The sequence below is a fragment of the Paenibacillus sp. JT22N1 genome, from assembly GCF_059692155.1.
The window spans coordinates 92,861-106,725 of sequence record NZ_JCAUAW010000016.1 but is presented as its reverse complement, the minus strand read 5'-3'; the positions used below and the strand labels follow the sequence as shown (position 1 = coordinate 106,725).

Annotated in this window: 12 protein-coding genes; 7 read left to right on the top strand and 5 right to left on the bottom strand. The window is 46.4% G+C overall.

The window, feature by feature from the left end:
* Window positions 1-43: 43 nt before the first annotated feature.
* Window positions 44-961, bottom strand: a complete 918-nt coding sequence (locus AC58UU_RS27875) for a peptidyl-prolyl cis-trans isomerase (RefSeq protein WP_497320497.1) — start codon at window positions 959-961, stop codon at window positions 44-46.
* A 290-nt stretch (window positions 962-1,251) separates the two neighbouring features.
* Between AC58UU_RS27875 and trxB the strand changes: the two genes are divergently transcribed.
* Genes trxB through tpx form a run of 3 tightly spaced genes read left to right on the top strand, consistent with a single transcriptional unit; the run spans window position 1,252 to window position 3,110 of the window.
* Complete coding sequence (trxB, locus tag AC58UU_RS27870) at window positions 1,252-2,181, top strand: thioredoxin-disulfide reductase (RefSeq protein ID WP_497320496.1); 930 nt, start codon at window positions 1,252-1,254, stop codon at window positions 2,179-2,181.
* Between the two features lie 39 nt (window positions 2,182-2,220).
* Window positions 2,221-2,532, top strand: a complete 312-nt coding sequence (gene trxA / locus AC58UU_RS27865; RefSeq protein ID WP_464649318.1) for a thioredoxin — start codon at window positions 2,221-2,223, stop codon at window positions 2,530-2,532.
* Between the two features lie 53 nt (window positions 2,533-2,585).
* A complete protein-coding gene (gene tpx / locus AC58UU_RS27860; RefSeq protein ID WP_060646289.1) occupies window positions 2,586-3,110 on the top strand; it encodes a thiol peroxidase in 525 nt (174 codons plus the stop codon).
* A 428-nt stretch (window positions 3,111-3,538) separates the two neighbouring features.
* Here tpx and AC58UU_RS27855 read toward each other — a convergent pair whose 3' ends face one another.
* Window positions 3,539-5,869 (bottom strand): UvrD-helicase domain-containing protein, encoded by a 2,331-nt coding sequence (locus AC58UU_RS27855; protein ID WP_497320494.1) that lies wholly within the window; start codon window positions 5,867-5,869, stop codon window positions 3,539-3,541.
* 60 nt (window positions 5,870-5,929) lie between these two features.
* Between AC58UU_RS27855 and AC58UU_RS27850 the strand changes: the two genes are divergently transcribed.
* Window positions 5,930-6,793 carry a YihY/virulence factor BrkB family protein gene (locus tag AC58UU_RS27850; RefSeq protein WP_497320492.1) on the top strand — a complete coding sequence of 288 codons (864 nt, stop codon included), beginning with the start codon at window positions 5,930-5,932 and terminating at the stop codon, window positions 6,791-6,793.
* 25 nt (window positions 6,794-6,818) lie between these two features.
* Here the strand turns inward: AC58UU_RS27850 and uvsE are convergent, their stop codons facing one another.
* Both uvsE and pyk read right to left on the bottom strand, forming a co-directional pair.
* The gene (gene uvsE, locus AC58UU_RS27845) at window positions 6,819-7,766 is read right to left on the bottom strand and encodes a UV DNA damage repair endonuclease UvsE (protein ID WP_497320491.1); all 948 of its coding nucleotides are present in this window, start codon (window positions 7,764-7,766) and stop codon (window positions 6,819-6,821) included.
* Between the two features lie 536 nt (window positions 7,767-8,302).
* On the bottom strand, window positions 8,303-9,715 hold the full coding sequence (gene pyk / locus AC58UU_RS27840; RefSeq protein WP_497320490.1) for a pyruvate kinase: 1,413 nt from the start codon (window positions 9,713-9,715) through the stop codon (window positions 8,303-8,305).
* A 93-nt stretch (window positions 9,716-9,808) separates the two neighbouring features.
* Between pyk and AC58UU_RS27835 the strand changes: the two genes are divergently transcribed.
* Window positions 9,809-10,621: an AraC family transcriptional regulator gene (locus AC58UU_RS27835; RefSeq protein WP_497320489.1), complete on the top strand. Its 813-nt coding sequence runs from the start codon at window positions 9,809-9,811 to the stop codon at window positions 10,619-10,621.
* Between the two features lie 7 nt (window positions 10,622-10,628).
* Here the strand turns inward: AC58UU_RS27835 and AC58UU_RS27830 are convergent, their stop codons facing one another.
* Complete coding sequence (locus AC58UU_RS27830; protein ID WP_497320488.1) at window positions 10,629-11,360, bottom strand: DUF3105 domain-containing protein; 732 nt, start codon at window positions 11,358-11,360, stop codon at window positions 10,629-10,631.
* A gap of 189 nt (window positions 11,361-11,549) precedes the next feature.
* Here AC58UU_RS27830 and AC58UU_RS27825 point away from each other — a divergent pair, with 189 nt between their 5' ends.
* Window positions 11,550-12,995 (top strand): methyl-accepting chemotaxis protein, encoded by a 1,446-nt coding sequence (locus tag AC58UU_RS27825; RefSeq protein WP_497320487.1) that lies wholly within the window; start codon window positions 11,550-11,552, stop codon window positions 12,993-12,995.
* 269 nt (window positions 12,996-13,264) lie between these two features.
* Window positions 13,265-13,861, top strand: a complete 597-nt coding sequence (locus AC58UU_RS27820) for an ECF transporter S component (protein ID WP_497320486.1) — start codon at window positions 13,265-13,267, stop codon at window positions 13,859-13,861.
* The last annotated feature ends 4 nt before the right edge of the window (window positions 13,862-13,865 follow it).

Sequence of the window (13,865 nt, the reverse complement as noted above, 5' to 3'; positions counted from 1 at the left end):
AAGAAGGATGCCCTGGTATGGGCATCCTTCTTTTGTGTACATTTTAAGCATCTTTGCTCAAATAGTTCTCAACAGTCGATTGCGATTTCTTCTCTTGCAGCCATGTAGAAGATAGGGTAGACAACTTTTGGTTGGTTAATGTTGTTTTAATATCCTCCTTTTTCTCTTCCATTGTAGGCGTGTAGGCCGCTTTACGGTCGGTTACTTTAATAATGTCGTATCCAGTACTTGTCTGAACGGCACTGCTTGTTTCACCTAAAGCTAAGGAGAAGGCCGCGGTGTCGAAGGTTTCCTCCATTTTACCGCTAGAGATGTAACCAAGAGCTCCGGCTGTATCTTTGGTTGCTGTGTCTAGGGATTTGTCTTTGGCAAGCGTGGCAAAGTCAGTGCCTTTTTTCAACTCAGCTAGAATCGCGTCCGCTTCTTCTTTGGTCTTAACTGTGATGTGAGAAGCCTGAATTTGCTCAGGGACCTTCAGTGATTCGATATTTTCATCATAATATTGTTTGATTTCATCATCGGAAATCGTTACTTGAGGTTCTAGAATTTTTTTCAAGAGAACTTGAGTCTTCATATTTTTCTTTAAATCGTCTATTGTCATCCCGTAAGAGGTGAGTGCTTGCTGAAACTCATCATCAGAAGAGTAGGAACCTTGAATTAATGAGATTTCTTTCTGAATATCTTCATCTGTGATTTGAACGCCCGTCTTCTTTCCTTCTTGGTTAATAAGTTCCTCAGTGATTAAAGTATCCAGTGTCTGCTCGCCGCCACTGACTAGCATGGCTTCATAGAGCTGGTCTCTGCTGATATTGACGCCATTAACCTTAGCTACGGCTACGGCGGCTGATGCCTGATCTGTTTTCTTAAGAGGAGGATAGACGATGAGATACGCGATAAGACTGAGTAGCAGGAGAGAAGATACCCATTTCCGTGTACGATTTGCTGATATATGTTTATTCATTATGAATGCTCCCTTCGGTTTCAGTACTTTGAATGACTTGACCTGATGCTGCCTATTATGCCGATTGAAACTGAAGACCACTTGAAAGCTGACTGAAAGTTTGATGAATAGATAGGTTGAATCTGCCATAACAAAGGGGATCACTCCCGAATTTACATTGTGTACAAATTAATTGTTGACAACGTTAAGTGAAGTTGGTATGATTCATTCATAAGGTTGTTTCAAATTAAATTGCTAACAAATAAAGATAAATCATAAAATGAACATGAAGTATTAAAGGAGGCATTCCTATGCATCATAAAGCGATCATTATCGGAACTGGACCAGCGGGGTTAACCGCAGCAATTTACCTGGCAAGGGCGAACATGTCGCCTTTAGTCATAGAAGGTATACAACCTGGAGGGCAGTTAACTACCACCACAGAAGTAGACAACTTCCCAGGATTCCCGGATGGCATCACGGGGCCGGAGCTGATGGATAATATGCGTAAACAGGCATTGCGTTTCGGCGCAACGATTCAGCCAGGTCGGGTCTCAGAAGTAGATATGTCCAAACGTCCATTCACCTTGTTTTTAGAGGATGGAAGTCAATTGACGGCAGATTCGTTGATCATTTCCACAGGGGCAACTGCCAAGAAACTGGGCATCCCCGGTGAATCCGACAATATTGGTAAAGGCGTTAGCACCTGTGCAACTTGCGATGGATTTTTCTTCAGGAACAAGAAGATTATCGTGATTGGCGGTGGAGATACAGCGATGGAAGAAGCGCAGTTCTTGACTCGATTCGCTTCTGAAGTGCGCGTAGTGCACCGTCGTGACGATTTGAAAGCATCGAAAATCATGCAGGATCACGCCCGCGGCAATCAAAAAGTTGCCTGGAGTCTCAATCGGACTCCGCTTGAAGTCGTAGCTGGCCCTCTTGGAGTGACCGGACTTAAGGTCCTCAATAATGTAACCGGTGAGGAAGAGCTGCTGGAGGCAGATGGTATTTTTCTAGCGATTGGGCATACTCCGAATACTAGCTTCCTAGGCGGACAGCTGCCAACAGATGAGCTCGGATATTTGCAGGTTATTCCCGGAACATCACAAACGACAGTACCAGGTGTATTCGCCTGTGGAGATGTGCAGGATCGCATTTATCGCCAAGCGATTACTTCAGCAGGAAGCGGTTGTATGGCCGCGCTAGATTGTGAACGATTTATTTCGGAACAGCATGCTTAATGCTTTTTAATATAAAAGAACCTTTAGGAGGAATTAGTCATGTCAGTTAAACAAATTTCCGATGCCACTTTTAACAATGAAATTGAAGCGGGTATTGTACTTGTAGATTTTTGGGCCCCTTGGTGCGGACCTTGTAAAATAATCGCTCCCATCCTAGATGAGTTATCTGCTGAGATCGGCGATGCGGCCAAGATTGTAAAAATCAACGTGGATGATAACCCAGAATCCGCTTCCAAATATAACGTCATGAGTATCCCTACACTGCTCGTTTTCAAGGATGGTCAATTGGTTGATCAGCTGGTTGGGGTACAACCGAAAGAGAAGCTTAAAGCGGTTATTGAGAAAGCATAAGAAACAACGAATCTAATGAGTTAAAACATAAAAAATCACAGGAGGAATACGATATGACACAGGTACAAGAACGCACAGGGGTAGCAACAGTTGGAGGAAATCCAGTTACTTTACTAGGACCGGAGATTAAGGTTGGGGATCAAGCGCCAGATTTTAAGGTGAATAAGGATTTGATGACAGAGGTAAGCCTATCGGATTATGCAGGCAAAGTGAAGCTGATATCGGTTGTCCCTTCCGTGGATACAGGCACATGCGATGCACAGACGCGTCGTTTCAATGTGGAAGCAGATAAACTAGGAGATAATGTCGTCATTTTGACGATTTCGGTGGATCTTCCATTTGCACTAAGTCGTTTCTGCGGAGCTGCAGGCATTGATAAAGTCGTAACCTTATCTGATTATAAAAGCCGCGCTTTCGGTCAGGCGTATGGCGTTTTGATTAAAGAGATTCAGCTGGATCAGCGTGCGATATTCATCTTGGATGAGAACAATACGGTTCGTTACGTGGAGTATTTAACCGAGATGAAGGAGCATCCGAATTATGATGCGGCTTTAGAGGCTTTGAAGGAACTTGTGTAAAAGAGTTATAAAAGAGAGCAGCATTCCCAAAAGGGATTGCTGCTCTTATTAAGTTAGTGGGGGAGGCAAGTTGTACAACGTACAACAATTTCCTTGATTTCTTCTGGGTAAGCTAAGGATTGTTGTATGGTGTACAACAATTTAGCCTCATTCCATGCTATAGATCTACTTTTGGCTGGAATTGTTGTATTTTTTGCAACAATCGCGTGGAAAACGTCGATTAGCTTGCTTAAAGTTGTATAACGTACAACTTTGCACGGATGAGTAAATGAATGTTTCAATATATTCATCTTGGGTGTACTAGATTTGCTTCAACATTAACAAAAATTATCGCCCCAGGACGGCGTAGAGGTAGCCTAGGTAGTCCCTTCAACAGATACGGGTGAAATTCTACCCATGTTAGAAGGGAGCATGCCGGCAATGCTCGGCTAACGCGTGAGCGAAACCATGCGGCTGCCCTTGACCATCGCTGCGCTGCACAAAGGGCACGCCTTCGCCGCAAGCTTCGCTTCCTGCGGCGAAGAGATGCGTGACCAGGCCTTGCAGCCGGCCTGCTCGCAGATCCACGCCGCGACCCGCTCAGTCGCGGCGGCGGGTTTCCCAGCAGCGGCCGGGCGCCGCGCCGCTGCAGAACCAACAGCCGCCGCAGGTTTGCGGCTGTCTGCCGTGTCCGCGCCAGGGAACGCGGACAGCAGGAAGCGGGAAGGCTCAGCCTTCTTCCCGCGATAAAACGCCGGCGAGCTGATCAGCAGCTCAGCCTTGGCGCGCGTGACGGCGACGTAGGCGAGTCGCCGTTCTTCCTCGAGCGCGGCGGTTCCCTTGTCGCGCCCCGTAACCCCAGCCATCTTCACATCGTCCAGATGGCTGGCATCGAGTGCCGAGCTATGCGGCATATTGCCCTCAATGGCACAGAGCAAGTACACGATCGGGAACTCGAGTCCCTTCGATTTATGAATCGTCATGAGCGATATTTTATCCGCTAATTGTTCTTTTTGGAGCCGACTCATTTCGGTGCGTTTTTCCGCGACCTCATGGATAAAATAAAGAAATTGCTCCACAGTATCGAACCGCTTGGCCGAAGATTCCAGCTCGTCCAGCGTTTCCTTCAGCATCTCTCTGTGACTCGTCAGCTTGCTGCGCTTATTCGTCTCTAGGAATGCATCATAGAAATCCTTGCGAATCGCCTGAACGGCATCCAGTGGCTTCATTTCAGCAAGCGATTTAATAAGACGGATGCGACTTTTGAGCTTTTCTTTCTGGAAATCTTTCAGCTGAGGCAGACCGAGCAGGTGAATGAGCGGCCACTTTTTCGCCTGAATCGCTTCCTGATCTTGAATAATCCGCATGCCTTGGTCTCGTCCTATATATAATGAAGGTAGGACACCTTCTATGGCTTCGAAATTGCGCCGCTCATGGGCAAGCCTTAAATGATCAATAATCGGCTTCACCATCCACTGATCGTAGAAGGAGTCATTGCTACCGTAATCAACAAAAGGTAAATTATGAAGAATCAACTGCTCGATAATCGCCCGACTATTGCTGGCTGTCCGATACAAAATAGCGAAATCGCCATACTGGCTGCCACCCTCGGCTACTTTGATCCGAAGATCGTTAATTAACCAATCGGCCTCGTCATCACTATTCGTGGGTTTCACATATTGCGGCTTCGTCTCACTTTGTTTGGTTGCAAGAAGAGTCTTACTTTTACGCTGCACATTGTGTTTGATGATGGCATTCCCTAGACCGACGATGCTTGAAGTAGAACGGTAATTAATATCAAGAGTGACCATCTTGGCAGCAGGATACTTCTCGTGAAACTGTAGAATAAATTCATTTCGCGCGCCATTGAACGAATAAATCGTCTGGTCATCATCACCAACGACCATCAAATTCTCGTGGTCCTTTGCAATCATTTGAATGATTTCGTATTGCACGGTATTCGTATCCTGGAACTCATCGACGCTGATATAAGTGAACTTTCGCTGCAGCGAGCGCAGGACATCGGTGTTTTGCTGCAATAAGTGGTAGGCTTTGATCAAAATATCATCAAAATCAATCTTCTGCTGTTCCATTTTCCACTGCTCATACTGCATGAAAATCCGCTTCACTTCTTTATCTTCTTCCGTTCCTTCAGGCAGGTCTTCGACGTCGATCAGCTGCATTTTATAAGAGGAAAGCAAGGAAATGAGCACTTCGGGTTGGTATGTATCCTGCAGCCCCATGCCTAGCATGATGCGCTTGAAGACGATTTGCTGATAGCGGCCATCACTCAAAATCTCTTGTTGTAACCCATTCATTCGCAGTAATCTTAGGCAAAAAGCATGAAATGTCCGCACCTGCATCGTATTGGTCATACTATGATCAAGGCCCGGCATGGATGTGAGGCGTTCCCGCATCTCTTCGGCGGCCTTTTTCGAAAAAGTAATCAACAACAAATTCGACGGATGGACCCGGTGGACACGCAGTAAATAAGCCACTCGGCACACCAGAACAGTTGTCTTCCCAGAACCGGCTCCCGCAAGGGTAAGTAAGGGACCTTTGAAATGACGCACAGCCTGAACTTGCGCTTCATTTAGCAGAATCTGATTGCTTTCCAAATCGCGGAAAAAGTAAGCGTCACGATCGCTATCTGACACAAAATTGGAACTATTCGTTAAAAGCGCCATACGCGCATGCGGGATAGGTCGCTCTGTGGTTTGTTTCGTACCTAATGGTGTAGGGTAAATAGAAAGAGAAGTCAAAATCATCACCTGTTTCATAGCAATACTGGACTACCTATTCTATCACATTTATAGACCGATGAAAGGACCTATATACATATGGGGATATCTTACTTAAAATTGCTTTGGAATCAGTTCGAAAAGCATGATGCCACGGGGCTTGCTGCCCAATGCGCTTACTATTTTCTACTATCCCTGTTCCCCTTCCTGCTCTTTATTCTGAGTTTATTGGGGTATTTACCGTTCTCTTCGGATGATGTCATAGGGCTGATTAAAGAATATATTCCGGGGGCAGTTGCCGGCTGGATCGAGGAAACACTTAGCAATCTGCTTGATGTGAAAAGAGGAGGTACACTTTCCTTCGGGTTAATATTGGCCCTGGTGAGTGCCAGCGCAGCGATGAATGCGATTGTCATTGCCGTTAACAAAGCGTACGGGCTGCCGGAGCGGAAAAGCTTCATACACTCGCGTTTTCTCGCTGTGATGCTGACGCTGGGCATGCTCATTGTCATCGCTTCAGCGCTGCTGCTCAGCGTGTTTGGCCATTGGATCGGGGATTGGACGCTTGCTAACATTCCGATTTCAGTGAAGCACGTGAATTTGTGGAACAACCTGCGCTGGATCGTCAACTTTGTCATTGTGTTTGTGGTTTTCATCGGTATTTACTATATTGCACCCAATACATGTCTGACCTGCAAAAGCGTCCTTCCTGGAGCGATATTCGCGGCAGTTGGGTGGCAATTAACATCCTTTGGCTTCTCCTTCTATGTCAACAGCTTCACCAACTACAGCGCCACTTACGGCAGTGTCGGGGGCATCATCGTGCTCATGACCTGGTTCTATATTTCGGCGCTCATCATTATCATCGGCGGTGAAATTAATGCGATAAAGCATGTGAAGAACCAGATTCATACGGTACCATTGGATAAAAAGGATACGACAGCAAATAAAAACCGCTTCTGATTATTGGTCAGAAACGGTTATTTTTCTACCACGTCAAAACGCCGCCATCCACTCGTTTCACGCCGCGAATTTGTCCAAGCTGCTCCGCGAGCCGAAACAAGGCCAGATCCTTCATTTTGGCTTCAATCATGACGTCGATGCGGCGGAGGCCAACCTCCTTGCAGCTTTTCAGAAAAGGGATGAGCTGATCGGGTTCAATGTAGTCGGCATGAGATCGGAACTCTTTCTCATCCTTTGGTGAGGAGACGTGAATTTTCATCGGAATGTCGCCCCAGGTCTTAGCGATATCCGGCAGAAGTTCGATCGGGGAAGCTGTGGATGGGTTGCACCAATCGTGGTGTAAATCCAGCATGCAGGGGCGCTGCAGCCTCTCGCTCACGGCCAATGTTTCCTCTAGCGTGTAAGTTTTGTCGTCATTTTCAAAAGTTAGACGCCGCATGACATGCTCGGGCACCTCAGGTATCTTAGCAAATAGCCGCTCCGTGGCGGCTGCTTTATCTCCATATACCCCACCAACATGGATATTGATGATGGCTGACTCATCAAGTCCCATCCCATCCAAAATCGCCGCGTGATAGGACAAGTCGCTTATAGCGGCCTCCACGACCGAGTCACTCCCGTTTAGCAACGTGAATTGATTCGGATGCATACTTAGGCGGATTCCCTGCATGTTGGCGAACTCGCCGAGCTTTCGGAGCTCATCTTTATATTCGGCACCAACATCAATCCGTACATCCGGATGGGTGGCTAGTGGAATGAGCGACGATGATAGGCGAAATAAACGAATGCCATGAGCGGCATTATAGTACAGAATTCGCTGAGTTGCCTCGAGATTTTTGCGCCCGATCTGAATGGCTCGCTTCATTGCCTCCTCACGCGGTCGCTGAGAGAACAGCTTGTATGTAAAGGTGGAGCTGGGGGTATTGTTAAAAATCGCCATCGCGATAGACACGAATCCGAGTCGGATAATCATGGTACCTCCGTTATTCCATCTTCATTTAGCTTGATTAGTCTGCCCAAAAAGGGAGTAAGTATCGAGCGTGAAGGGGGAGAAACGCAGAAACAGTAGATGCGAAGAGCGAAGAGCGAAGCGAGTGCAGTAAGTGCAAAAAGGTGGAATAGTGGGTATAAGAAACAGATCCGACTCCCAGTGAGTTCTTCACTGGAAAGCATCAAGTGGAGCTTGTTCAAACAAATTTGCTGTAAAACCTACATCAAATTTCACAGCAGCTACCTGTACCGCTTAGATTACCTGCATTTCCTACATCAAATTTTCCCGAAAACGAGGGTTTTCAGCCTTTTGGGCGAAATTGGCTGCACATTTTGCAGGTAATTCCATCCGAAAGGGGTTAAACCTATAATTTTGCTGTACGAAATGCAGGTAGCCTCACTTTAGGCGAAAATCAGGGAAGATTTTCAATCCACCCAACAAAAAAAGACACCCAGTGGGGTGTCTTTTACAGAAAATATTTGTCTGGGGAAGGATACAGCAGACGGTTATTTTAATGACTAAACCCGTTCAACCTTCAACAGGTTAGTCGTGCCTGATTTCCCTACAGGGATACCGGCGGAGACAACAGTGATGTCGCCCTTCTTCACGTAGCCGAGCGTCTCAGCTTGCCCGATGGCAGAGCGGATCATCGCGTCAGTGGAGTCGCAGAATTCGCCAAGAATCGGGATAACGCCCTGCACCATGCTCAGGTAGTTGATCGCATATTCATTGGACGTCACCGCGATAATCGGCGCTTCCGGACGGTACTTCGCGATCATCCGAGCAGTAAAGCCGCTCTCCGTTGGCGTTAAGATGGCTGCAGCGTGCAGCTTATTAGCGGATGACACAACCGCTTGGCACAACACTTCAGTCACTTCGTTGTTCGACTGAAGCTGCGCGTCGATCAAGGAGCTGCGCTCCATGGTTTGCTCTACGCGCTCGGCGATCGTCGCCATCATCGTCACAGACTCGATGGGATACTTGCCTGCAGCTGTCTCGCCGGAAAGCATGACCACGTCGCTACCGTCGAGCACCGCATTTGCCACGTCACTTACTTCTGCGCGTGTTGGACGAGGGTTACGCTGCATGGAATCCAACATTTGCGTCGCCGTAATAACAGGCTTGCCAGCTAAATTACAAGCACGAATCATGTCTTTCTGCGCAATCGGAACTTCCTCCGTCGGAATCTCAACGCCGAGATCGCCCCGCGCAACCATGATGCCGTCGGAAGCTTCAAGGATCGAAGCGAAGTTTGTCATGCCTTCTTCATTCTCAATTTTCGAAATAATCGGCGTAAACGCTGCGCCGTGCTGTTCCAAAATCCCGCGAACTTCTCTAACGTCGTTTCCGTTACGTACGAAAGACATCGCGATGATGGAAATATTCTCTTCAACTCCGAACTTAATATGCATCACATCTCGCTCAGTAACACCGGGTAGGGAGGTACGCACGCCCGGCAGATTAACACCTTTACGCTGCTTCAAGACACTTTGATTCAAGACGCTGCAAGTAACTTCGGTACCGTCAATCATTTCTACACGAAGCTCAATAGAGCCGTCATCGATAAGAATGAGATTCCCCGGCTTAACATCCTGCGGAAGGCCAGGGTAATTCACAGAAACACGTTTGGAATCGCCGATAATTTGCTCGGTCGTAAGCACAATGTGATCGCCGTTTTGCAAATCGTAGGAGGCATCCTTCAATTGACCGATGCGGATTTCCGGACCTTTAATATCCATCAGAATAGGGATGATGACACCAAGCTCAGCAGCTGCTTGACGTACGCGCTGAATGCGTCCCCGATGCTCATCTAAATCGCCATGAGCCATATTCAATCTGGCGACGCTCATGCCCGCGCGAATTAATTCTTTAAGAGTAGGGACGGAATCACAAGCGGGTCCCATTGTACAAATGATTTTGGTTTTACGCATGGTGTTTAGGACTTCCTTTCGATAGTGACGATTGAATTTTGGCTTCATTATATGCCTAAATGAGCCGAAGTTCTATGAACTATAGTATGATATATGTACTATAGTATGCAGGAAGGTGCCATTATGCAGGTAATAACCTTTACGTATGACAAAAGCAGCAATTGGTACAAGGAAGAGTTGGAGGGATGTCCCAATTGGACGCTCGTTCTCGTTACCTATGGCCGATGTGTGTATTGGATCAATGAGAAGAAGCAGGTAGTTGAGAAAGGGCAATGGCTGCTCATACCGAGCAAAACACCCTTTTATGGAAGAAGTGTACCGACCCAGATCCATGAAAAGTACGTCGTTCAATTCACTGCTAAGGAAGCAGCAGAACTGTTTCCACTCCTCCAGCTGCCGCATTACACTAGCCGAGTAACGGGTAAATATGAGTTAATTGTCGATCGTTTGCGCCTTATCCATCAGCAGTGGCAAGACAAGCAATCCTATTACCAAACGCTGTGTGAAGCGCTGCTCAAAGAGCTGTTTGTCTATCTCCATAGAGAGTGGGATCAAGATACTACAACGACCGCTACTACGCAGCTAGTGGAGCAGATGAAAGGCTACATTCAGAACCATTACCGCGAGCACGTGACCAAAGACGAGCTTGCCGCATGCATAAGCCGATCTCCGAACTACACAGCGGCACTTTTTCGCAAAGTAACAGGTCAAACGATCAGCGAGTTCGTCCATGCCACAAGAATCAAAACGGGCATCTACATGCTTAGACATTCTGCGCTGTCAGTGACCGAGATATCCGAGTTCATCGGGTACAATGACCCATCTTATTTTTACCGTGTATTCAGGCGTCTAACCGGCTTAGTGCCAACGGATTTAGTATCCGACCGTGAAACGATTCGCAAGTAGTATTAACTTACATCGTACCGCCGCCGCGGCGTACTTCGGAAGGAATTTGTTCAGGTCCTTTATCAATGTTCTGGTAGATGAACGTCCCCACACTTGCTTCGTCAAACTTTGTAAGCTGCATTGTTTTCGTCCATGCGGTTACAACGACCTCCTGATCGCTAGGTACATCTGGATTCGGTACAGCTAGTACACCGGCTCCGGCTTTCTTAAAATGCGTCAAATAGTCGAGTCGATCTAGCAATTCTTTAGGAGCATCAGGGTGGTAATGAATAATGATATCGCCGTGCTCTAAATTATGAACAAGCATTTCATAGGAAGGTCTTTCCTTATAAAAGCCGAACTTTAAGTCATGTGGACTGTGTGTACCGGAGGTCGGGATTTTCATTTCATAGGATAGTGTACCCTCTGCATGCCCTCGTCCATAATCTTTATCTGTCACGACTTGGATAGGAGCATTAAAATTCAATTTTTCCACACTATATTTGCTGGAATTTTGCTGAATTAGCGAGGTTCCCACACAGGATATCGCGATAATAACGAGAGTGTGAGAGAGAAGCAGCAAGGTCTTTTGCTTTTTTTGCAAAGCCTGTTTCTCTGCCTTTTTCAATCGACTTGTGTTCTGCTTGTGCGCTTTCGCGGCCAACATATAGCCAATAATCGACAAAACAAAAATAGCCAATCCTATGTAGAGCAAAATAGCCATAAAATCAGGTCCGTGCTGCATGGTTGAATGATCCATTATAAATGATCTCCTTTTTGAATAAATTTTTAAATATCAACACTACATATTGTAGTTACACTATTGGCTAGAAGTCAATTTCTGCGTAAAGATTTGCTCGTTATCATTTGAAATAGAGGATTTTTCAGCCATTTGTTGAATGATGTAATAAAATGTCATTTGATGTAGAAAAAAAGGGGAGAAGTTCCAGTGTCAGAACAACGATTAGAATTACACAGAAGAAATGGATTAATGGTCAAGCTTTTATGGGGATGCTTGGTGCTTGGAATCGCCGCAGCCTATCACTCGCCGAAAATGATCATGACTTTGCTCTCTTACGGAGCACCGATTGCGCTCTTATGTACCATCTTAACTTGGAAAAAAATCTGGGTGCCTTACACGATGTATGTCATTGCTGTAGGTTTTAACATCATTTCTTATTTTTTTATGGCCCATGTCCCCGCCTTGTCCAGTATTCTAATCTTGTATCTTGGTTTGACCCTCGTTTCTTTATATATGAACTTTCGACCGCTGCTGCTTAATGCCGTGATTGGACTTATTAATTTGAACTATTTTTGCTCCACATTACCCGGAGACTTCGACCTTATAACTATCAACATTTTCTACTTGCTGACCATTTTAACCTTGGTAGGGCAAGGCCAAATTGGAACTAGAATGCTTGCTAATGTAGCGAAGAGTGTGAAGGAGTCTGAGGTGTCGCGTGTGAAGTCGGAAGAAATTCTGACAGGCGTTCGTACAACAACAGAAGTGCTTGGAACATCCAGCAATACGCTTCAAGAAAATGCGTCGGTTACGGGCAGAATTACCGAAGAAGTCGTGGCTGCTTTTCAAGAAATCTCGATTGGTATTGAGTCGCAAGCAACCAGCATCACGGATATAACAACTGCTATTCAGGAAGTAAATGAGACGGTTGAGATGACCTCTTCCGCATCGAACACGATGAGCAGCAGATCCCGAGATACGGCCCGGATGACGAATGAAGGCAAGATTCAGATGGAAGATTTGTCGTTCAAAATCAATGATATTACGGTTATCGTGACCGAGACGTCAGAAATTATGAATGCGGTCAATGAAGAAAATGTGAAAATCGGAAATATCGTAACAACGATTGCTGAAATAGCGAATCAAACGAATCTCTTGTCGTTAAATGCTTCCATTGAGGCTGCCCGCGCAGGTGAGCATGGCCAAGGATTCTCCGTTGTTGCGAACGAAATTCGTAAGCTGGCGCAGAATGCGCATGTGGCATCCACAGACATCTCGGAAATTCTAGGCTCTATTCAGGATAAAGTAGAGACCGCTGTAGAGAAGGTTGCCGTCGGTATTAGCGCCGTAGAATCAGGTAAAAAATCAGCAGAGAGCGTTGATCAGTTGTTCGAAGTCATCAACAATAACACGGCTGAAGTCATGGAACAAGCGGAGAACCTACAGCGCATGAATGCTCAATTGCTAACATCGTCGCAAAGAGTTGCTGAGGAAATGACGTCCGTTGCAGCGATTACCGAGCAATCCGCAGCTTCTGTGCAAGAGGTGCTCGCAAGTGCCGAAGTGCAGCAAAGACGTGTTGAAGATATCGTAGATAGCATTCGCCAGCTGAACGACTTGACGCATGATTTGCAGGGTTTGATTGAAAAATAGAGAGCGAATGTCCCAAAAAAAGGATTGCCAAAAAGTTGGCAATCCGCTACAGTTAAGCCAAATGAATAGCAACACGGGTGCTTGATGAAGTCAGGCTGAGATAGTGGCCCTATGCCACTGACCGTTAATCTGATCTGGGTAATGCCAGCGTAGAGAATGAAGTGCCTTTTTGCACTAATTTTATGCCTGCCGCTACCCGGTGGGCTTTTTTTTCGTGTTCGCCTATCTCATTTTACACATCTCAATATAAAAAGGAGTCGAACAAACAGATGGCACAAAAAGAAACAGCAGCAAAGGGTTTGAGATTGACGGATATTTTGATCACCATTGTGATCGCAGCGGTGTTTGGGGTGATTTATCGCGTATGGGGGCCAATGTACGATGTTTTGAAACCATTCGGTCTTCACGCGGAGCAGTTGAGTTATGGCATGTGGTTTATGGCAGCCACCTTCGCATTTCTGGTTATTCGCAAACCCGGTGTTGCCTTATTGGCTGAAGTAGCGGCCGCGACGATTGAGGCGCTTTTTGGTGGCTCTTGGGGTGTTTCAACGTTGGTATATGGATTGCTGCAGGGGCTTGGTGCCGAACTTGTTTTTGCCCTTTTCCTATACCGTCGTGCAAATGTTGGTGTGACCATCCTAGCGTCCTTCGCATCTGCAGCGTTATCGTTGCTTGTGGATAATTACTATGGCTATATTGATCAACTTACGTTCTGGAATTACTGTCTGTTTATTGGACTTCGACTGTTAGGCAGCGCTTTGATCGCCGGCGTATTCGCTTACTACCTAGCGGGTGCATTGGCTCGTACTGGTGTGCTCAGTCTAGTTCGTCCTGTTTCGAAGAAAGATTACGACGTATTGGGGTAACGTG